Below are 16448 nucleotides of genomic sequence, written 5' to 3'. Positions count from 1 at the left end.
TTTTGTGTAATTCAGTCGTTCCATGCTTCCAGTTCGTTTTCGATCTCCTCGTCGATTTCGTCGTTTGTAGCTTCTTCGTCCAGGTAGTCACGCGCCTCTTTGAGGTACTTTTCCCGGCGCTCACGATACCAGGCTGAAAATTCTGGCGACCATCCGTTTGGCTCACCGTCATAGTCAACCTTAGCGTTACGTTCAGCCATGCTCTCGACCATGCTGTAAGCGGTGGTCAGCGCTGCTTCGCGGATATACCCATGGAGGTCACTCTTACGCCAGAACGGATTCACCTTAGAATCGCAGATAGGTTTAAATTCCACTTCCCAGCGACGGATACAGCGTGCATTTAGTGATTTGCTCATCGTGATACCTCCGCTTTAAGCGCTTTATACGCACGAAGCACATGTGATGTGTTCCCGGAAATAACTGTTTTCATTATAAAGAAACCGCTACGTTTAGACCGAACGGAAGGAGCCAGGAATAAGGCGGTATCAACGGCGCGGTTGTGTTGGCGGAATTCGAATACCGTGCTGGTTATAATAGCGGTTGCGATTACACCTTTATCGTTAAATTCTATTTTCATAATTATTTATTCCACGCCGCTGGCCGTAATTGAAAGTTTGCAGGCCTTGAAGGTAATGACTTACGAACTAAAGACTGCGTAGCCTTTAATTGATCTTTCTTTTTTTCCTTTTCGTTACAGATAGGGCAGTAATATGCCACTTTGCGATAAGCTCCTCGGCCAGAAGGGCGATATTGCAACTCTTCGCGTGCAAAGGAGCCGCCGCAGCTAAAGCAATGGAGTTTTTCGGCTTCCATAATTATTCCTTTGTTCAGGTGTGTGGGTACCTGCCATTTAAGGCATTAAATATTTTGGTGATAATTAAAATGAAACTTCTGTATTTACTTTGTATTGACCTGTAAGCAAGTCAGCATCGACGGAAATTAAATCTCCGTACAGGTCATAATTTAAAACAACATCACGAAATTGAAGCCCTGAAAGCGCATCCGTACGACCGCAAAACATACGGTCTTCTTCGTGCTTGGTTGCTTCATGAATATCTTTTATTGACGCCATGGCATCAGACCACATGCAACTGTTACCAATGAACTGCGCAATAGCGAGTTTGCTTTGAGCTGCTTTAACCATCGGGTTGCTTTGCAGAAAATTAGCCATTGAACACCCCCGTAACATGTAGAATTTTGATGATCGTCGCTGACCAGGCAACAAGGCAGATAGCCAGAACAATTACCAGTGAACGAAAGCCGTTTCTGCTCATCTCCTTACCCTCATGTGTATTGAGTACCTAACAGACCTTGCAATGCAGTGCCGGGTGCCTCCCGGTGATACCAGCCAGTTAACAACTGGTACCGACAGCTTCTTTTCCACCCCACTCTTCTTAGAAACGAGTGTTACCGCTTAACTGTGCCGCGTGCGCATAGCCGCATTCACTGCATTGCAAAGCCTGTTGATTTTTAGCCTTCAGGCGGCAAACCGAACGTTTTCTTCTTTCCAGTCACTGTGCGGTGATTGGTTTGGATGGGATAAACTTAGAATAACTTAAGTTTTCAATCAAGATTTATTTTGTAGAAAAACTTAAATTTGAGGGTGTGAGAAAGTAACCCATTGATTAAAATGGATTACTTAAAATTTGGAATGAGGTTACTTTTTCGAGGCGCGCTTTCTGACTTTTAGTAATTCTTCGAATCGTTGGTTGTTCATCTCTACGCGTGCTCGCAACTCATTGAGAAATCCTTCTCGATCAGAATCAGGAAGGGCATCAAAAAGCCCGAGCAGTTCTTGCTGTTCCTCCGATAACTCTTTTTCCTGGTGCGGAATAGGCTCACCTGGAATCTGGTCATCATCACCATAAAGTAGCCACGTTGGATTGCATTGCAGACCACTGCTCAAAGCAAACAGCCTCTTACCAGCTGGCTGGGTTTCATCCCTTTCCCACTGGGAGATTGTGACGTGCGAAACCTTGACCAGCTTAGCAAGAGCGGACTGAGAGAGTTTTAACTGTTTTCGCCTTTCAAGAAGGCGCGAGCCGAAGGTTTTATTTTCCATCATTAGAGAATTCTAAATTTTCTTGACTTAAGTTTCTCTACGATCAAATATCCTTAGGAAAACCTAAGGAGATAAGCCTGTGTTTAAACAAGATGCAATCAATTACTTCGGCAGCAAGTCGAAATTAGCCAAAGCTGCGGGCGTAGCCCCCGCGTCAGTTTCCGTTTGGGGTGAACTCGTTCCTGAAAAAAATGCGATGAGACTGCAACTAGCTTCTGAGGGAGTCCTGCAATACGACCCTGAAGTTTACGATCAACATGCTAAAGCAAAACGTTCTGGTGAGGTGAATCATGAAAATCAGGCATGAACGCATTCGCGAGGCCATGAATGCCTGGGCGCTTTATCCTGGTGGCCGTAAAACGCCTGTATCGGCTATTGTCGACGCGTATTTCTCCATGGGCATGACTAAGCCAGAGTTGTATGACGAAAGCCACCCTGACGCACTGAGCCGCAATATCCAGAAGATTTACCGCTGGGTTGAAAGTGATTCACCTGCATCAATCGAAAAAATCGCGCAGCTTCTCCCGGCAATTGAACGGGCTATGCCGCCGTTACTGCTGGCGCGGGTGCGTAGTTATTACTCCGCAACTTTCCGGGAACTGCTTCACCGCAAACAGCGTGTCGACGACGAAATGGAAGCGCTGTTCGGCGCAATGATTGCTATCTCTGACCGGATTGCTGATGGCGGCCCCTCCGGTAACACGCTGATTCACTAAGCGAGGTTCAACCATGCGTAACCAGTCTGCTGCTGAATTGATTGCTCGCCTGAAACGAGCGTATCCGGCGTATGAGCCGTCTCAAGGAGATTGTGCAGGCACTGGCATTCCTAAGGTCGGTTCTCGCTTCCAGCACAGACACAAAGGCCACATGGTGACGGTACTCACAGCGACAGAGAAAGATGTTTCCTACCGCAAAGCCTGCGGGGCTGTTGGCTGGGTGGGGTTGAGAGAGTTTTTACGGCTACACAATGAGGTTTCGGAATGAACAATCAGGTGTTTGAAATTGTTCAGGCCATGTCGGGGCAGGGGAACTGCATAACGATCCCCGGACCGTATCTGGATTTCTTTGCAGGAGACAGGCAACAGTATTTGCTGGCGGCCATTCTCAATCAGCTGGTGTTCTGGTCTGGCAAGTCGAGTCTGGAAAATGGCTGGTTTTACAAAGAGCACGCAGCGCTTGCCAAAGAGATTCGCGCCAAAGATGGCGACGTGGTCAGAAAAGCAATGTTCAAGATTACAGAGCAGTACCTGGCGGGGGTTATTGAGGAAGAGTTACGGCAGGTAAGCGGCACTCCGAAGAAGCATTATCGGGTCGATCAGGAGGCGCTAATCGCCAAAATATTCCCGCAAGGGGGAAATTCAAATAACCCATTGAAAAATATGGATACGGCCCAAGAGCCGAATGGAAACGGCTTAAGAGCCGAATCGAAGCAAGTGATTGAAAGTGATGGAAACGGCTCTCAAGCCGAATGCATTCGTCCCAAGAGCCGAATGGAAACGGCCCAAGAGCCGAATCCTGGAAACGGCTCTCAAGCCGAATCCTATCTCTATACAGATCTTAAAAACAGATCACTACATACAGATCATAAAAACCACGCGGGAGAGATTCTTCCTGTGGATAACTTTGCAGAGTCAGGACGTGAACCGGTCATCCCGGAAGCAAACATTCCTGACGCTACCGAAGACAGTAACCTGGCTACCGATAACGACTTCGATCTCGCGATGTGGTTCTGGTCGACCATCATCGAGATGTACGAACGCGCCGCAGAATTTGACGGCTGCCTGGCAAAGCCGAAGGAACCAAATTTTGTTCGCTGGGCACAGGCAGTTCGTCAACTGCGCCAGGAGCACGGCTGCAGCCACGACCAAATCCGCACCATGATTGAGCGTATTCAGCGCGACCAGTGGTGGTGCGGAAAGGTTCAGGACATGCCGACGCTACATCGTAAATGGCCTGAGTTGGTGCTGAAGTTGTGCCCGGTAAATCTCGCAACCGGCGGCAACCTCGGTTTTAGCGGCAAGGTTCAGGCAGATATTCCTAAGGGTTTCAGGGGCTAAGGAGTTTTTTCAATGAAAACAACCAAATCCAAGAAAACACAATACAGCGGTGAAATCACGATGATCGAATTTCTAAAAGCCAATCCTGATTTGACCACAAGAGAAATCGCAGTTGCACTGGGGCGCGGTATGTCATCTGTCGGTAATCAGCTTCGCCAGTTACACGGAACGGGTCAGATTACCCAAAGCGGCATGCGGAATGGCGCAGCAATGTGGATCTTCAACGATATGCCGTTTGGCTGCGCGAACCGGCTTCGGGCGATGTTTGAAAGCCTTCTGAGGGAGTGTCGCGGGGTCGCTCAATGAAATTACAGAAATGCCCTGATTGCGGCGCGTTACCTGAGTACCACTGGAAAGATTATACGTTTGGCTCTTGCTCTGGCGCACTGAAATGCCCCTTTGACCATTACCGAGTCCAGCAAAGCTACTGGGCTGGTGGAAAGAACAAAGCCAGGCATGCTCTGGAACAAAAATGGGCTGAGGCGGTTAATAAAAACGAGGTTAAAAATGGCTAAGAATTCAATCGACGCATACGGTGCCAGCGGCAAGACAAACGTTCTGATGTTTGAGCCGGAAAATCTGCATATTGTCACTGACAAGGCTCATCCGCTTTACGATGAACGTATTTACTTACCTCTCAGTGAAGCCATGGTGCTGAACATCATAGACCAGGGGGTTCTTGAGCCGATTATTGTCTGGAAAGACCCGGAAACGGGGCTGTCCTGCGTGGTTGATGGCCGTCAGCGTGTCCGCCATACCCTGGAAGCTAACGGGCGTCTGGAAAAAGAGGGAAAAACCCCACTGCTGGTTCCGGCAGTCACTAAACGCGGTTCAGCTGTACGCATGGCTCAGGCGATGGTCAGCGCAAACGAAATCCGTCAGGCCGATACACCGCTGGGCAGAGCCAAAAAGATGGCTGATGCGCTGGAGCGTGGGCATGACGAGGAAGACCTCGCGCTGATGTTCGGTGTCAGCGTCCCCACTGTACGCGCTACGCTAACCCTTCTGGATGCCACTCAGGCAGTCAAAGACGCGGTAGAGTCCGGCACAGTAACAGTTACCCAGGCGCGTCAACTGGCATCACTGAAACCCGAAGAACAGCGGGAAAAGGTAGCCGAAATCGAAGCGGCGACCGCTGGCACTAAAGGCCATGAAAAGGCCAGGCGTCAGCGCGCTGTGCTTGGCGAAACAAAGCCACGTCTCAAATCACGCAAAGAAATCACAAAAGCCCTTGAAGGTGCCTGCGGTGAATACGCGGCGGCACTACGCTGGGTACTGGGAGAAGCATTATGAGTATCGTTGGAGATTATTTCTTTGAATTCCCGGCATCACGTGGCGTTCAGGGCGGAGCTATTGTTCTTATGATGACAGTACCAGCGCGAACCCTAGCACGCGTCCTCGCCAGTGATAATTACGGGGATACTTTAGAGCGTTCTCAACGCGAAATTAACCCAGCACGGGCCAAGAAATTCTATGAATATCTGGTGAATGCTCATGAAAATAAAGACCCCTTCATTATCCCGCCACTTGTGGGAAACTGTAATTCAGATATTGAGTTTCAGGAGTTCGGCAATACCAACGTTGGTGTTGTTCGCTTTCCTATGGATGCAGAAATCAAACTTTTTGACGGCCAGCATCGAGCTGCGGGAATCGCCGAGTTTTGCCGTACCGTTGGCGAACCGATCCACGTACCATTAATGCTGACCCATAAGCTTTCGCTGAAAACACGACAGCAGTTCTTCTCCGACATTAACAATAATGTTTCCAAACCATCTGCGGCTATCAATATGGCCTATAACGGGCGTGATAAGAACGCGCAGGAAATGGTTAGTTTTATCAGTTTACACAGCGTGTTTTCTGAAATCACCGATTTTGAGCATAACGTCGTTCCCGCGAAAAGCGATAAGTGGGTAAGCTTCAAGGCTCTTAGTGATGCCACGGCAAAATTTTCAGGTTCCTGCTCACAAGATGATCTTGAAGGGTTATGGAATGCGTGGCTTATGTTGACAGGTTTAGATGATATTCGCCGCGGTACGAATCAGGCCGAATACAAACGCGAGTATATCCAGTTCCATGCAGTGATGATTAATGCCTTCGGTTACGCAGTGCAGCGGCTGAGCGAAGGCCGGGGAGTTCGCGGGGTCACGCTGATGATTGAGGATCTTGTTATGAATACCGGCATTGCCGAGCGTGAAGACTTTTTCCTTATTTCATCATGGGACGGAATTTGCGCCAGCTGTGAGAAAGCCAGGCCAACGGTCATTGCGAATGTATCTGCTCAAAAGGCGGCTGCATCACGTCTGATGGATGCCATCGTTAATAAAAACTTGTCCGTTAGTAGCGGTAAGGAGGCCAGCCATGACTGATATCACCAGACTTACCCAGGAGATGAAAGCGGCGGCAGAAAAAGCAAAACATGCAGGGGAAGCGCCGGTCATGCCATTTGATACTTGGATCTCCATGCTCAACAAATACCAGATTACGGTATGCCCAGATAATATTCTCGCTTTGGTAGCGGCGCTGGAGCTTAAGGAAGAGCAGCGAGCAAACTGGTTCCACATGGCGCAGAAGTTGGGGGATAACTTGGATGCGGCTGAAAAGCGCGTCGCTGAGCTGGAGCGCGAACCGGCAGCACGCATGGTCGTAACCCCTACTATCTGGAAGCATTATACTGCCGCCCAAACTGCGATTATTTACGAGAAAGCCATGACAGATGCAGGCATTAAGTGGAGAAGTATTGATGATTGATGAACGCTTAACGCATGAAGAGTTAGAATCACTATACTTGGCGATGAAATCACTCTTCGAGGTTATGGCTGAATCCGCTTCAGAGGCTGAGGTTATTGAATGCAGCCAGATAGTAAGAGCATTGTGTGAGTTACAGGAACGCCGCACCGCAATGCTCGCAGTCGCTCCACAGGAGGTGAAATGATGGACTCTTTACTGGAAGACACCTGCAAGCGTGTCATTGAGCTGGAAGGTCTGCTGCTGGTGGTCGTTGTATAAACCCGCTGTTGCGGTTTTTTTCTTTCTGTTAGCACGCTTCGGCAACTTTGTGCCGCCACCGTTCGTTGAGGTACTGGTGATGGGCAATTTTCCTGAGTTATGTCAGAAAAGGGACGCAGCCGCATGCTGTATTAAAAAGCTGAGATTGCAACTGTATCTGAAATTGTTGAATTAAATTCATGTGGTGCGCTTATTAATATGAGCTTTAGTTTAAATGATTTGGAAACTTCTCAATTTGAAAATAGTTGAATCTTTACTCCATTAAAGCTGCTATTGTCTCCTGTAAAATGGAACCATCAAGTACCGGAGCCTTCTGTTACTTGATTTTTAAGTCTTTTACTTAGGGATGACTGAGGATTTATCATGGCAAATGATTCACGAGGAAATGAGGTGGTTTTCAACCGCGCATATCTAAACTTGTGCTCTAAGAATAAGAATTTAAGTACATTGGTTATAGCCAGAGAGTTTAAGGATGATAATATTGTTGGATGTTTTTCTTTTGGCCTTAAAAAACTAATCGATATTGAGTCAAAGTGTTTGTTTTTGCGCTATAAGTACCCATGGCCAGATTTTGAAATTGAACTGGTTAAAAATAAAGGCGGTGATTACGAGTTCATGCTTTTTCATAATGATTTTCTTAAAGGTAGTGAGGTTTAAGTTAGTTATAACGATTTTTTTAATCAAATCGGATTTAATTTAATTGTTTATGTTAGACATTTTTTACCTTGAGCTTGTCTAAGGATAACATTCGAAGAGTGTCACACGCTTGCCCGACTACTTTAATCGAACAGTTTTGATGTCACTGCTCGATTAAATTTGGCCATTACGTAATCATATAAGGTCTCGTCAATATGACTTGTTTTACCACTCATGAGTTGGGCGATTTTTGTTTACTGTGACCTAAGACTCTGTCTCTCTTTAGAGAACATGACTAAAAAACCCCATAGATTCAACCCGCTACGGTGGGTTTTGTTTTCCCATGACTGATAAAAATTAACGTTTTGTGCTCTTAAGATATTGCTCATTCAGTGAGTTAGGTGTACTGTGTATTTATACAGTGTTTAGGTGGGTGATACTATGAGAATCGAAGTAACCATCGACAAGACTAAAAAACTGCCAGAAGGGGCCATTCCCGCCCTTGAAGTTGAATTGCTGCGCCGTCTTCATCAAAACTATGAAGGCTGCAAACTAAATATAAGGCGCTCAAGTACTGACGGGTTGACCGTTCTGGGTGGTGCTGACGGCGATAAAAAGCGCATAGAGCAAATCCTGCAGGAAACGTGGGAAAGTGCCGACGACTGGTTTTATTGAGCGGTAAGTAAGTGGCGGCTATGCCGCCATTGTTAACTTTTTACGCCATCTTTAGCGCGGTTATTTTTAGTGCAGTAACTCGTTGGCCGTGTTCGTTGCAGGTGGAGTGTTTCCAATGAGGTATTTATGGAAATACCGGATGATTTATTTCCAGGGTTTAAAGAGCATGCCGGGCCTGTCCTTGTTTATGTAAAAAACGGCGTGGTCGAAAGAGGCTTCCCGCTCCGTAAGGATGAGTTTGTCACCTCGCTCAGATCCCTTGATGAGGCTCGTAAAAAGGCTGGGCTTCCCCCTGTAAGTCAGGATTAAAATTAGTTATATTAATCACGGGCCTGAACAACCCTTCTTGCTAGTCACTGTGCCACGGAGAGAAACCGATGGCGCAGAAGCTACATACTCAAAAGTTGTACCTCTTTATACCGGCTATCACCAACGCTGGTGTTTCCGTTTGTCTGTCGCGCCAAGGCGGTGCGATATGAGCAAATCCAAAACAAAAGCTGAAAAGCTTCATCTTAGCCGTGTAGCCGCTCTTGGCTGCATAGTTTGCCGCAACCTTGATTACGGTGAATCACCAGCTGAAATACATCACTGCAGCTCTGGCACTGGCTTATCTGTCCGCGCTGATAACTTCCATGTCATTCCTCTTTGCCACGCCCATCATCGCACTGGTGGTTACGGCGTTGCTATTCATGCCGGCCGTAAATCATGGGAAGAGAAATTCGGTACTGAAAGCGAGTTGTTGGCGCAGGTTCTGCAGGAATTAGGGGAGACCATCGCATGACTAATCCTTACTGCGAATCTCTCACAGCCCTTCGCAACGCACCATCACATTATTTAAAAGAGGTTGGTGACCAGTGGCGAACGCCGGATCCGCTTTTCTGGGGTATCAACGCGATGTTTGGTCCGTTGATGCTGGACCTGTTTGCTGATGACAGCAACGCAAAATGCCCTGTCTGGTACACCGCAGAAGATAACGCGCTGACACAGGATTGGTCGGAAATGCTGGGCTCAATCGGTGGTGCTGCAATTGGCAACCCGCCTTACAGTCGTTCTCAATACCACGAAAAACAAGCTATCACCGGCATGACTCACATCATGAACTACGCAACTGCGCAACGAGAGAAGGGTGGGCGCTATGTGTTCCTGGTCAAATCCGCAACGAGCGAAACATGGTGGCCGGAAGATGCGGATCATGTCTGCTTTATCCGTGGGCGGATTGGTTTCGATCTGCCTGTCTGGTTTAAACCCGCCAACGACAAACAAAGGCCGACCAGCGCGTTTTTTGCTGGTGCCATAGCTGTATTTGATAAGGCCTGGCGAGGCGAGAAATTCAGTTATATCAACCGTACCGAACTGGAAGCAAAAGGCCAGGCATTTATGGCGCTGGCGCAGTTTGCCATTGATAAAAGGTGACCGCATGAAACTTGAATCTTCCCTCAAACACTTCAGCCCTCAAGGCATGCACATCAGCGACAGTATGAATAAAACAGGAGTAGAGAATAATGCGTGATATGTACGAAGTTTTAGACTGTTGGGGTGCCTGGGCTGCTGCTGATAGCAGCGGAGTTGATTGGCAACCCATTGCTGCCGGGTTTAAAGGGCTGCTACCGCGCGGTAAGAAATCACGTTTACAGTGTGATGATGATGAAGGGATAATGATTGACGGATGTGTAGCGCGATTGCGGAAATATAAGCCGGAAGAGTATGAGTTGATTATCGCTCATTTTGTTATCGGGATTTCACTACGTGCCATAGCGAAGAGGCGGAAGTGTTCGGATGGAACTGTCCGGAAAGAGCTACAGACTGCAATGGGATTTATTGATGGTCTAATGTATATGATAAGAGACACTGTACATTTTAAAATTACATAAGTTTCGTTATTTCCTTAAGACGTAGCCATGTAATGTAAAATTTTTTAAAGGTGATGAGTAACACAAATATGCCCAGTTGAAGCAACGCCTGGGCATATGTATACTCCGCATCGTTTGTTATGTAGGGTATTTTAAATTTTAATGTGTCAGGAAAAAATAATAAGATAATGAATATAATGCAAACTGAAAGCAGCCACCCCATAGTTGAGTGCATTTCTTCAGTGAACTTTCTTAAATAACCTGTTTTTCCGATGTTTTTAATAAGCGTGTTATCTTTAGCAGAGGCCATCAGGGTTATTGAACCCAACACGAAACCAAATAATATTCCGGCGAATGTAGAAATTGCAGATGCAATAGGTTGAATCTGGGCAAAAGTCAACCTTGCCGAAAGCGGTAAAGCGATGATACAAAAGGCAGCAGAGGCTAAAATATAGACATAGTTAGCCAGATTTTTAACATTCTCCTTTTTCATACCATCGCTCCTGTTTACTCGACCCTTTGCCCACCCACTCCAAAGTATGCTGCTAATTCGTCATTTTTACTATCTTTTGCTTGAGTTAATGCATCCCAAATGCTCGCAGCAAGGGGGTAGCGGCCTCCGAGCTCTACATCTGTGTAGTAAACTAACTTATCGGCGACAAGATCAATCGGGTGTTGCACACCAGTCTCGATGTCTTGTGTTTCAAGTTTCAATTTCTCAACTTCGAAGGTCTCAAGAGTTTCCGTTAGCGCTCTTTTTAATCGAGAACCCAGGTACCTATTTTCAGGATCATCGGAACGACCATCACCTCTCAGTGTAAGGTTTACTTTAGCGGAATTCGTTCCGTTTAATGTCGCAATTAATGCGTTGTTAAAATCATGTTCTACATTTTCAAAGAGTTGTGCATTTGTTGGGCGCGCTATCCCAATCTCTAGAGTTTTAATATGGACTTGGTTGCGAAGTAGCCATTCTAGACTATTTGCCTGAATAATTGGGTTAACAGTTGTATTTTGAGTACCGTTTGAGAGATATTTGCTCAACAACAACCAACTATAACAGAAACGGTTGCGTTGAATGATAAGAACTGAGTCTTGGATGTAAAAATGGAAGTACGCTTTTTCTAGTAAGTTCTCATTTGCCTCGAGTAAAATTTCTCTCTCTTGACCACCAGCGACAGCCACATGCGGAAGGTCATTTGAGCGATGCTTCCCAATAACCCCCCTATAGCCATATGCGGTTCTCTCCATAAACCGAATTTCTACCAGTTTACTACCAACTTTTCTCACTGTTTGTTGAGGTGCCTCACTGTATACATCGAATAAATTATTAAATACATCCTCAGGAGATTGTATTGCGGCATGAGCATCAGTGCTGATTGTGTTGCATTGATAAAAATCAAAGAAAAAACGTTTACTTGGCATTATTAGAAATCCCTATATCAAGGTTCTGATTCAATTAGCACAAGATAACTAAAAAACTAACGCGTACGCAAAAAGTATCGTACTCTGTTAAGAGTGGTTACTTCGATACACAGCTTAAGCTGCGAAAACCTGCCGACTGGCGGTTTTTTTGCTTTCCGGCGATACGACAGGGGTATTCGCGAGATGCATTGCATCAGTACCCCTGTCACATCGTCGTAGAGCCATACCCATAATTCACAAGCCTCAGCACTCGCTGGGGCTTTTCTATTTCAGGCTCACGGGAATCATCTACGACGTGCTTTGTTGATAAATCCAGCCCGTGAAGCCTGATTCTCTTTTCCCTCAATTTTGAGAGGATTCACAGCAATTGAGGGGGACCGATGTCTGAACCAATAACCGGCACAGGCTTAGCTGGTGGCGCTTTAACGGGGGCGAGTGTTTACGGGCTGTTAACCGGTACTGATTACGGTGTTGTGTTTGGTGCATTTGCTGGTTCTGTATTTTATATAGCGACCGCTGCCGATTTGAGCGCAACACGGCGTATGGCTTATTTCGTGGTGTCCTATATCGCCGGTGTTCTTTGCGCCGGGTTAGTAGGCTCTAAGCTATCAGCCCTTACCGGGTACAGCGATAAACCGCTGGATGCTATTGGTGCCGTAATCATTTCGGCGTTGGCCGTGAAAATACTCACCTTCCTGAATAATCAGGATATTGGCTCGCTGGTGGCGCTAATAACGCGCCGGGGAGGTTCCGGTGGTACTAAATGATCCAACAGCAACCATCAATGCTCTGTTATGCGCAGGTGTCGTGGTTACTCTCATGTTCTATCGCCGTCGAGACTCACGGCATCGGAAGTGGGTCTCCCGGCTGGCATGGCTGATAACCGTGATATACAGCTCTGTGCCGCTGGCTTATCTATGCGGCATTTACCCCTATTCAACATGGCCCACTATCGGGGCCAATATTATGATCCTTGTTGTGCTGCTGAGCGTAAGAGGCAATGTAGCGCGGCTCGTTGATGCACTGAGGCACTAATGAATCAATCTCAATTCCAGAAGGCGGCTGGTATAAGCGCCGGGTTAGCTGCGCGCTGGTTTCCGCACATTGATGCTGCGATGAAAGAATTTGGCATTACTTCTCCACTCGACCAGGCGATGTTTATTGCCCAGATGGGGCACGAGTCGGGAGGCTTTACCCGGCTGGTGGAAAATCTGAACTATGCAGCAGATAGCCTTGTGCCTACGTTTGGTAAACACCGTATCACCGCCCAGCAGGCCGCAGCACTCGGCAGAACGGCAACACAACCAGCTAATCAGCGAGCAATCGCTAATCTGGTGTATGGGGGCGAGTGGGGGAAAAAGAACCTCGGAAATCAGTTTGCCGGTGATGGCTGGAAATATCGCGGTCGCGGCCTGAAGCAAGTAACGGGCTTGAGCAACTATCGCAGCTGCGGACAGGCGCTGAAGCTCGACCTTGTTACCCAGCCTGAGCTGCTGGAGCGAGATGATTACGCTGCACGTTCGGCCGCATGGTTTTATGTCTCCCACGGTTGCCTGCTTCATTCCGGTGATGTTGAGCGCGTAACGCTGCTTATCAATGGTGGCCGCAACGGTCTGGATAAACGCCGAGCGCTGTTTAACCAGGCTAAATCAGTACTGGTGTGAGGTCGCTATGGGCATTGAAATGATTATTGGTTTGGCAACTGCATTGCTAGCCATTGTCGCTGGCGCATTTGGGTTAGGCCATTCTCGTGGCAGCAGCAAGGCAGAAGCCAAAGCCGATCAGCAGCGAACCGAAGATAATGCCGCTGCCAGCGTCGCAGCGGCGGAACGGAAAGAGGAAGCCACCAGAGAGGCCAGCAATGTACAGCAGACTGTTAGCCATATGCCTGATGACGATGTTGATCTGGAGCTGCGCGAGCAATTCACCCGCCCCGGTAGTCGTTGATACCGCGTGCAACTGGGTACGGATCATCTACCTAACAGACCACGATATCGATGTTCTCGACCGTCAGACGAAGCGCGACATTCTGGCGCACAACAAAGCAGTGCAGGCCAATTGCCCGCAATCAACCGAAAAGGCTACGAAATGAGTGAAGCAAAACCGCAGAACGGCACCACAGTAAAGGGCTACCGCACATTAACCGCGGCGACATTGAGCGCATGAACCGCCTCAAAAGCGTCAGCCGCCACTTCTGTAGTTTGCTTGATACCGAGCGAGGTGAATTGTTGGCTGTCCGTAATGGCCCGGCAATGTTAAGTGCTGAGCAGGCTCGGGAGATTGATGAAGCTTTGCGCTGCCTGGCAATCGCCCCCACCAAATGCAGGAAGCCTGTATGTGGGCTTGCCGAGCTGTAGCGCGTCCTGATGCTGATTGCTGAGCCGTTTCGATTTCTGAAGCCTAAGAGTGTACTTAAGCTTCAGAAAAGTAGTCGATCAGTTACTTGATAGGTTTACTTTCTGAGGGGAGGAAAATATTTCCGCAGTATGGGCAGATCAATGTTATATCGTTTTTAATCCTTGACAGGCTATATGTGGACTGGCGAGAGCAGTGAGGACAAGTGCTTTTTACAGGCCTGAGTGTACGTATCTTGTCTTTGAGCATAGACATGGTTTTATCCTCGTGAGTGATTGCTAACCATACACCACAGGACAGTAAATAGCTCACTTTTTAACCTTTATTTTTTTGTGACTATTTTGTTCGTACGGAAGATGGCAACGAACGATTAAATCTAATTTCGTCAGTGCAAGGCCATTGCACCTGTTCGAAGGCGAGTGAACCGGCTAATGTTTTATTTTAAAGATTTTCATCGTATGAGTGTGATGACCCCTGGCAGGATAATCATCCGTCTGGCCAGACTAATTGAATAGCAGTTATCGATTAACAAGAAGAACTGCCATTATTGTGTGGTTGCTGGTATGAAAAAAAATGAAACACACTACTCTCATTGCACCTCCGTCCCAACACCAGTCTGTCGGGGGTCAGTTACTCGTTTAAGTGATGCTCTCCCGGATGGCTCCTGAGAGTTTATTTAATTGAGAACTGCGCATGACAAAAGGCCGCATCTTTTTGCGGCCTTTTTCATAGTCATCAGAAAGGCCATCCCCGGTTTTTTTATGGTATTGCGAAGCCACTTTAGTCAGGGAGTCATCCCGGAAACAGCAAACGTAAGCGCTGAGTTGATTAAAAAACGCTCTATTGGTGATATGATAAGACCCATTTATTGAAAGGGTAATCATCATGTCATTTTTCGATTACGCATTAAAACGTATAAATATTGCGTCAAAAATAACAGTGACTTGTCCTGTTTGCGGGCATAAATCCAATCATCCGACTACAAAGGTACGCAAGGAACAGGCGTTACTCTGCCCGAGATGCAAATCACTGTTTGTCATTCACAGGTAACATGCCGCCAGACTGAAACTAACCGCCTCAGGGCGGTTTTTATTGCCTGAATTAGAGGGTCTCTTTGCGGGATGACTCTGTACTGCTAAGTCGAATGGTTGTTACTTTCTCTTTCGAAAAGATAAAAGCAGACCAGGCGCGACATTCTGGAGCACAACAAATCAGAGCAAGCGGACTGCTAAAGGAAAACTACTGATAATGAGTAAGTCCGGATTAGCTAACGACATAACAATCCGTCTCTTGGACATGATAAAATCATTACCAACGGTAATGGATTGAAAAGGAAATGATGTGTGGATGTGCTAATTGATAGTGCCATGGAAGGCTATATCTTCCTCGCTCTGGCTATGTGGCGCGTTCTGATTGTGGTATTCGTTGGGATGGCCCTCTCATTTTATGTCGTGCAAATGCGTAGAACTGCAGTCACCTTTTTGATGCTAGCTGCGGTAGTAGGGATTGCGGGTTCGATTTATACCTAAATAGCCTTTATAACTATCTCCGTTTATAGCAACCCATTGATAAATATGCGCCTCGCAATAGCGGGGCTTTTTTATTCGTGAAGGTAAACGATGCAAAATATCAAGATTGAATACGTTAATGGCGTGCTGGTGGCGCTGGAGCGGGACGGCGTGTCTTACGCGCATCTGCCTGTTTCAGCTATCCATTTCGACCATACCGCTAAGATATTCCCGCACCTCAAGATTGAGATTGAAGCTGGTGGCGCACCATTCGTACCTGCAGCACCAGCGCAACCACAACCGGAAGAGTCAGAACAGCCACCAGCTGTCGTGGAAGAAGTGCAGCCAGTAAAAGAAGGTGAGCTCTTGCCGCCGAATGATACTGCGCCACGAACGGCGCGTCGCCCCCGTCATCGCAACCGTAACCGCAACAGGAGCCAGTAATGTTTAATCGTAATGATCTGACGCTTTCACTCTTCTATGCTTCCAGCACGAATGATGACGGCGATAAGGTCGCGTCACTTACCGTTCAGGTGAACAATTCCGACATGGTGGCCATGCAGAGCAACAAGCTGCAATGCATCACTGATAAGACAGGTAAGAAGGCTTATTCCGTTGGCGAGCAGATGATCACCAATGGTTCTGATCCGCTGCTGGTTGCCCTTGAGGACTACTGGCGCCGGAACACTGAGACGGTCGTGACCGGATTTCTGAACGATGTTGGCGACTTCATCGCAGGGAACATCAGCCAGTCTTCAACGTTCCTCGGCTTCAATGGGCTGAAGGTCTTCGAGAATGAGCCGCTGGCGGCACGCATCCCCGAGGATGTGCTGCAGGCTGACGGCGGCGCGTCCGCAGGCTGAGCATTCACAGAGGT

The 16448-nt window shown here is 47.4% G+C and carries 31 protein-coding genes and 3 pseudogenes; 26 read left to right on the top strand and 8 right to left on the bottom strand.

Going from position 1 to position 16448, the window contains the following annotated elements; all coding sequences use genetic code 11:
• Positions 1-11: 11 nt before the first annotated feature.
• The 6 genes from ABLV11_RS12030 to ABLV11_RS12005 all read right to left on the bottom strand — a co-directional run bounded on the left by ABLV11_RS12030 (position 12) and on the right by ABLV11_RS12005 (position 2062).
• Positions 12-356 (bottom strand): hypothetical protein, encoded by a 345-nt coding sequence (locus ABLV11_RS12030; RefSeq protein WP_049074630.1) that lies wholly within the window; start codon positions 354-356, stop codon positions 12-14.
• Positions 353-577 carry a hypothetical protein gene (locus ABLV11_RS12025; RefSeq protein ID WP_227636708.1) on the bottom strand — a complete coding sequence of 75 codons (225 nt, stop codon included), beginning with the start codon at positions 575-577 and terminating at the stop codon, positions 353-355. Before ABLV11_RS12025 ends, ABLV11_RS12030 begins: the two co-directional genes overlap by 4 nt.
• 2 nt (positions 578-579) lie before the next feature.
• Positions 580-813 (bottom strand): hypothetical protein, encoded by a 234-nt coding sequence (locus ABLV11_RS12020; RefSeq protein WP_142387290.1) that lies wholly within the window; start codon positions 811-813, stop codon positions 580-582.
• A gap of 64 nt (positions 814-877) precedes the next feature.
• Entirely contained in the window at positions 878-1171 is a 294-nt protein-coding gene (locus ABLV11_RS12015) for a host cell division inhibitory peptide Kil (RefSeq protein WP_049078435.1), read from the bottom strand.
• Positions 1164-1274 carry a hypothetical protein gene (locus tag ABLV11_RS12010; RefSeq protein ID WP_305955258.1) on the bottom strand — a complete coding sequence of 37 codons (111 nt, stop codon included), beginning with the start codon at positions 1272-1274 and terminating at the stop codon, positions 1164-1166. The genes ABLV11_RS12015 and ABLV11_RS12010 overlap by 8 nt, the downstream gene beginning before the upstream one ends.
• Before the next feature lie 383 nt (positions 1275-1657).
• Entirely contained in the window at positions 1658-2062 is a 405-nt protein-coding gene (locus tag ABLV11_RS12005) for a helix-turn-helix domain-containing protein (protein WP_025108070.1), read from the bottom strand.
• A gap of 79 nt (positions 2063-2141) precedes the next feature.
• On the opposite strand from ABLV11_RS12005, the gene ABLV11_RS12000 reads away from it, so the two are divergent.
• The 16 genes and pseudogenes from ABLV11_RS12000 (at position 2142) to ABLV11_RS11925 (ending at position 10307) form a co-directional block, all read left to right on the top strand.
• The gene (locus ABLV11_RS12000; protein WP_009653783.1) at positions 2142-2369 is read left to right on the top strand and encodes a Cro/CI family transcriptional regulator; all 228 of its coding nucleotides are present in this window, start codon (positions 2142-2144) and stop codon (positions 2367-2369) included.
• A complete protein-coding gene (locus ABLV11_RS11995) occupies positions 2353-2778 on the top strand; it encodes a toxin YdaT family protein (protein ID WP_009653775.1) in 426 nt (141 codons plus the stop codon). Before ABLV11_RS12000 ends, ABLV11_RS11995 begins: the two co-directional genes overlap by 17 nt.
• Before the next feature lie 264 nt (positions 2779-3042).
• Positions 3043-4119: a hypothetical protein gene (locus tag ABLV11_RS11990; RefSeq protein ID WP_009653780.1), complete on the top strand. Its 1077-nt coding sequence runs from the start codon at positions 3043-3045 to the stop codon at positions 4117-4119.
• A 12-nt stretch (positions 4120-4131) separates the two neighbouring features.
• Positions 4132-4425: a hypothetical protein gene (locus ABLV11_RS11985; protein WP_004111716.1), complete on the top strand. Its 294-nt coding sequence runs from the start codon at positions 4132-4134 to the stop codon at positions 4423-4425.
• Positions 4422-4634 carry a hypothetical protein gene (locus ABLV11_RS11980; RefSeq protein WP_009653815.1) on the top strand — a complete coding sequence of 71 codons (213 nt, stop codon included), beginning with the start codon at positions 4422-4424 and terminating at the stop codon, positions 4632-4634. Before ABLV11_RS11985 ends, ABLV11_RS11980 begins: the two co-directional genes overlap by 4 nt.
• The gene (locus ABLV11_RS11975) at positions 4627-5412 is read left to right on the top strand and encodes a hypothetical protein (RefSeq protein WP_142477509.1); all 786 of its coding nucleotides are present in this window, start codon (positions 4627-4629) and stop codon (positions 5410-5412) included. The genes ABLV11_RS11980 and ABLV11_RS11975 overlap by 8 nt, the downstream gene beginning before the upstream one ends.
• Positions 5409-6485, top strand: coding sequence for a DGQHR domain-containing protein (locus ABLV11_RS11970; RefSeq protein WP_009653826.1), 1077 nt, complete (start codon positions 5409-5411; stop codon positions 6483-6485). The genes ABLV11_RS11975 and ABLV11_RS11970 overlap by 4 nt, the downstream gene beginning before the upstream one ends.
• Positions 6478-6867 (top strand): hypothetical protein, encoded by a 390-nt coding sequence (locus ABLV11_RS11965; RefSeq protein WP_004111722.1) that lies wholly within the window; start codon positions 6478-6480, stop codon positions 6865-6867. Before ABLV11_RS11970 ends, ABLV11_RS11965 begins: the two co-directional genes overlap by 8 nt.
• Positions 6860-7051, top strand: coding sequence for a hypothetical protein (locus ABLV11_RS11960; protein ID WP_201435309.1), 192 nt, complete (start codon positions 6860-6862; stop codon positions 7049-7051). Before ABLV11_RS11965 ends, ABLV11_RS11960 begins: the two co-directional genes overlap by 8 nt.
• A 437-nt stretch (positions 7052-7488) precedes the next feature.
• A complete protein-coding gene (locus ABLV11_RS11955) occupies positions 7489-7782 on the top strand; it encodes a hypothetical protein (protein ID WP_004111726.1) in 294 nt (97 codons plus the stop codon).
• 420 nt (positions 7783-8202) lie between these two features.
• Entirely contained in the window at positions 8203-8436 is a 234-nt protein-coding gene (locus ABLV11_RS11950; protein ID WP_004111728.1) for a DinI family protein, read from the top strand.
• A gap of 126 nt (positions 8437-8562) precedes the next feature.
• Complete coding sequence (locus ABLV11_RS11945) at positions 8563-8745, top strand: hypothetical protein (protein WP_004111729.1); 183 nt, start codon at positions 8563-8565, stop codon at positions 8743-8745.
• 166 nt (positions 8746-8911) lie between these two features.
• The gene (locus tag ABLV11_RS11940) at positions 8912-9217 is read left to right on the top strand and encodes a Ref family recombination enhancement nuclease (RefSeq protein ID WP_004111731.1); all 306 of its coding nucleotides are present in this window, start codon (positions 8912-8914) and stop codon (positions 9215-9217) included.
• Positions 9214-9846: pseudogene (locus tag ABLV11_RS11935) on the top strand (phage N-6-adenine-methyltransferase); the annotation flags it as partial. The gene ABLV11_RS11940 and the pseudogene ABLV11_RS11935, both read left to right, overlap by 4 nt.
• A 7-nt stretch (positions 9847-9853) precedes the next feature.
• Positions 9854-9925: pseudogene (locus ABLV11_RS11930) on the top strand (hypothetical protein); the annotation flags it as partial.
• 13 nt (positions 9926-9938) lie between these two features.
• Positions 9939-10307 (top strand): antiterminator Q family protein, encoded by a 369-nt coding sequence (locus ABLV11_RS11925; protein ID WP_201435311.1) that lies wholly within the window; start codon positions 9939-9941, stop codon positions 10305-10307.
• Here ABLV11_RS11925 and ABLV11_RS11920 read toward each other — a convergent pair.
• Together ABLV11_RS11920 and ABLV11_RS11915 are read right to left on the bottom strand one after the other, a co-directional pair.
• Positions 10300-10779 carry a hypothetical protein gene (locus tag ABLV11_RS11920; RefSeq protein WP_064351923.1) on the bottom strand — a complete coding sequence of 160 codons (480 nt, stop codon included), beginning with the start codon at positions 10777-10779 and terminating at the stop codon, positions 10300-10302. The genes ABLV11_RS11925 and ABLV11_RS11920 overlap by 8 nt on opposite strands.
• A 14-nt stretch (positions 10780-10793) precedes the next feature.
• Complete coding sequence (locus ABLV11_RS11915; protein WP_064351922.1) at positions 10794-11708, bottom strand: DUF6731 family protein; 915 nt, start codon at positions 11706-11708, stop codon at positions 10794-10796.
• A gap of 380 nt (positions 11709-12088) precedes the next feature.
• Between ABLV11_RS11915 and ABLV11_RS11910 the strand changes: the two genes are divergently transcribed.
• From ABLV11_RS11910 to ABLV11_RS11865, 10 genes and pseudogenes are all read left to right on the top strand, one after another.
• Positions 12089-12475, top strand: a complete 387-nt coding sequence (locus ABLV11_RS11910) for a phage holin family protein (protein ID WP_004864257.1) — start codon at positions 12089-12091, stop codon at positions 12473-12475.
• Positions 12462-12743 carry a phage holin family protein gene (locus ABLV11_RS11905; protein WP_071530313.1) on the top strand — a complete coding sequence of 94 codons (282 nt, stop codon included), beginning with the start codon at positions 12462-12464 and terminating at the stop codon, positions 12741-12743. Before ABLV11_RS11910 ends, ABLV11_RS11905 begins: the two co-directional genes overlap by 14 nt.
• Complete coding sequence (locus ABLV11_RS11900) at positions 12743-13372, top strand: glycoside hydrolase family 19 protein (protein ID WP_201435312.1); 630 nt, start codon at positions 12743-12745, stop codon at positions 13370-13372. The genes ABLV11_RS11905 and ABLV11_RS11900 overlap by 1 nt, the downstream gene beginning before the upstream one ends.
• A gap of 7 nt (positions 13373-13379) precedes the next feature.
• Positions 13380-13655 (top strand): hypothetical protein, encoded by a 276-nt coding sequence (locus ABLV11_RS11895; protein WP_201435313.1) that lies wholly within the window; start codon positions 13380-13382, stop codon positions 13653-13655.
• Entirely contained in the window at positions 13606-13800 is a 195-nt protein-coding gene (locus tag ABLV11_RS11890) for a hypothetical protein (protein ID WP_227636709.1), read from the top strand. The genes ABLV11_RS11895 and ABLV11_RS11890 overlap by 50 nt, the downstream gene beginning before the upstream one ends.
• A pseudogene (locus ABLV11_RS11885) lies at positions 13797-14088 on the top strand (hypothetical protein). The gene ABLV11_RS11890 and the pseudogene ABLV11_RS11885 overlap by 4 nt, the downstream one beginning before the upstream one ends.
• An 860-nt stretch (positions 14089-14948) precedes the next feature.
• The gene (locus ABLV11_RS11880) at positions 14949-15113 is read left to right on the top strand and encodes a YnfU family zinc-binding protein (protein WP_217290983.1); all 165 of its coding nucleotides are present in this window, start codon (positions 14949-14951) and stop codon (positions 15111-15113) included.
• Positions 15114-15406: 293 nt separating this feature from the next.
• Positions 15407-15592: a hypothetical protein gene (locus ABLV11_RS11875; RefSeq protein ID WP_201435315.1), complete on the top strand. Its 186-nt coding sequence runs from the start codon at positions 15407-15409 to the stop codon at positions 15590-15592.
• A gap of 90 nt (positions 15593-15682) precedes the next feature.
• Positions 15683-16015 carry a hypothetical protein gene (locus tag ABLV11_RS11870; protein WP_049095306.1) on the top strand — a complete coding sequence of 111 codons (333 nt, stop codon included), beginning with the start codon at positions 15683-15685 and terminating at the stop codon, positions 16013-16015.
• A complete protein-coding gene (locus tag ABLV11_RS11865) occupies positions 16015-16434 on the top strand; it encodes a hypothetical protein (protein WP_049095305.1) in 420 nt (139 codons plus the stop codon). Before ABLV11_RS11870 ends, ABLV11_RS11865 begins: the two co-directional genes overlap by 1 nt.
• The last annotated feature ends 14 nt before the right edge of the window (positions 16435-16448 follow it).

This window comes from Klebsiella sp. GW_Kp181 (genome assembly GCF_040062315.1).
Classification (GTDB): Bacteria; Pseudomonadota; Gammaproteobacteria; order Enterobacterales; family Enterobacteriaceae; genus Klebsiella; species Klebsiella oxytoca.
The sequence above is the reverse complement of the archived record's forward strand: the minus strand, read 5'-3'. Positions and strand labels throughout refer to the sequence as shown.

Coding starts and splice junctions, on each gene's coding strand:
- ABLV11_RS12030 (WP_049074630.1), bottom strand. CDS start 356: ATGAGCAAATCACTAAATGCACGCTGTATCCGTCGCTGGGAAGTGGAA.
- ABLV11_RS12025 (WP_227636708.1), bottom strand. CDS start 577: ATGAAAATAGAATTTAACGATAAAGGTGTAATCGCAACCGCTATTATA.
- ABLV11_RS12020 (WP_142387290.1), bottom strand. CDS start 813: ATGGAAGCCGAAAAACTCCATTGCTTTAGCTGCGGCGGCTCCTTTGCA.
- ABLV11_RS12015 (WP_049078435.1), bottom strand. CDS start 1,171: ATGGCTAATTTTCTGCAAAGCAACCCGATGGTTAAAGCAGCTCAAAGC.
- ABLV11_RS12010 (WP_305955258.1), bottom strand. CDS start 1,274: ATGAGCAGAAACGGCTTTCGTTCACTGGTAATTGTTCTGGCTATCTGC.
- ABLV11_RS12005 (WP_025108070.1), bottom strand. CDS start 2,062: ATGGAAAATAAAACCTTCGGCTCGCGCCTTCTTGAAAGGCGAAAACAG.
- ABLV11_RS11995 (WP_009653775.1), top strand. CDS start 2,353: ATGAAAATCAGGCATGAACGCATTCGCGAGGCCATGAATGCCTGGGCG.
- ABLV11_RS11990 (WP_009653780.1), top strand. CDS start 3,043: ATGAACAATCAGGTGTTTGAAATTGTTCAGGCCATGTCGGGGCAGGGG.
- ABLV11_RS11985 (WP_004111716.1), top strand. CDS start 4,132: ATGAAAACAACCAAATCCAAGAAAACACAATACAGCGGTGAAATCACG.
- ABLV11_RS11980 (WP_009653815.1), top strand. CDS start 4,422: ATGAAATTACAGAAATGCCCTGATTGCGGCGCGTTACCTGAGTACCAC.
- ABLV11_RS11975 (WP_142477509.1), top strand. CDS start 4,627: ATGGCTAAGAATTCAATCGACGCATACGGTGCCAGCGGCAAGACAAAC.
- ABLV11_RS11970 (WP_009653826.1), top strand. CDS start 5,409: ATGAGTATCGTTGGAGATTATTTCTTTGAATTCCCGGCATCACGTGGC.
- ABLV11_RS11965 (WP_004111722.1), top strand. CDS start 6,478: ATGACTGATATCACCAGACTTACCCAGGAGATGAAAGCGGCGGCAGAA.
- ABLV11_RS11960 (WP_201435309.1), top strand. CDS start 6,860: ATGATTGATGAACGCTTAACGCATGAAGAGTTAGAATCACTATACTTG.
- ABLV11_RS11955 (WP_004111726.1), top strand. CDS start 7,489: ATGGCAAATGATTCACGAGGAAATGAGGTGGTTTTCAACCGCGCATAT.
- ABLV11_RS11950 (WP_004111728.1), top strand. CDS start 8,203: ATGAGAATCGAAGTAACCATCGACAAGACTAAAAAACTGCCAGAAGGG.
- ABLV11_RS11945 (WP_004111729.1), top strand. CDS start 8,563: ATGGAAATACCGGATGATTTATTTCCAGGGTTTAAAGAGCATGCCGGG.
- ABLV11_RS11940 (WP_004111731.1), top strand. CDS start 8,912: ATGAGCAAATCCAAAACAAAAGCTGAAAAGCTTCATCTTAGCCGTGTA.
- ABLV11_RS11925 (WP_201435311.1), top strand. CDS start 9,939: ATGCGTGATATGTACGAAGTTTTAGACTGTTGGGGTGCCTGGGCTGCT.
- ABLV11_RS11920 (WP_064351923.1), bottom strand. CDS start 10,779: ATGAAAAAGGAGAATGTTAAAAATCTGGCTAACTATGTCTATATTTTA.
- ABLV11_RS11915 (WP_064351922.1), bottom strand. CDS start 11,708: ATGCCAAGTAAACGTTTTTTCTTTGATTTTTATCAATGCAACACAATC.
- ABLV11_RS11910 (WP_004864257.1), top strand. CDS start 12,089: ATGTCTGAACCAATAACCGGCACAGGCTTAGCTGGTGGCGCTTTAACG.
- ABLV11_RS11900 (WP_201435312.1), top strand. CDS start 12,743: ATGAATCAATCTCAATTCCAGAAGGCGGCTGGTATAAGCGCCGGGTTA.
- ABLV11_RS11895 (WP_201435313.1), top strand. CDS start 13,380: ATGGGCATTGAAATGATTATTGGTTTGGCAACTGCATTGCTAGCCATT.
- ABLV11_RS11890 (WP_227636709.1), top strand. CDS start 13,606: ATGTTGATCTGGAGCTGCGCGAGCAATTCACCCGCCCCGGTAGTCGTT.
- ABLV11_RS11880 (WP_217290983.1), top strand. CDS start 14,949: ATGTCATTTTTCGATTACGCATTAAAACGTATAAATATTGCGTCAAAA.
- ABLV11_RS11870 (WP_049095306.1), top strand. CDS start 15,683: ATGCAAAATATCAAGATTGAATACGTTAATGGCGTGCTGGTGGCGCTG.
- ABLV11_RS11865 (WP_049095305.1), top strand. CDS start 16,015: ATGTTTAATCGTAATGATCTGACGCTTTCACTCTTCTATGCTTCCAGC.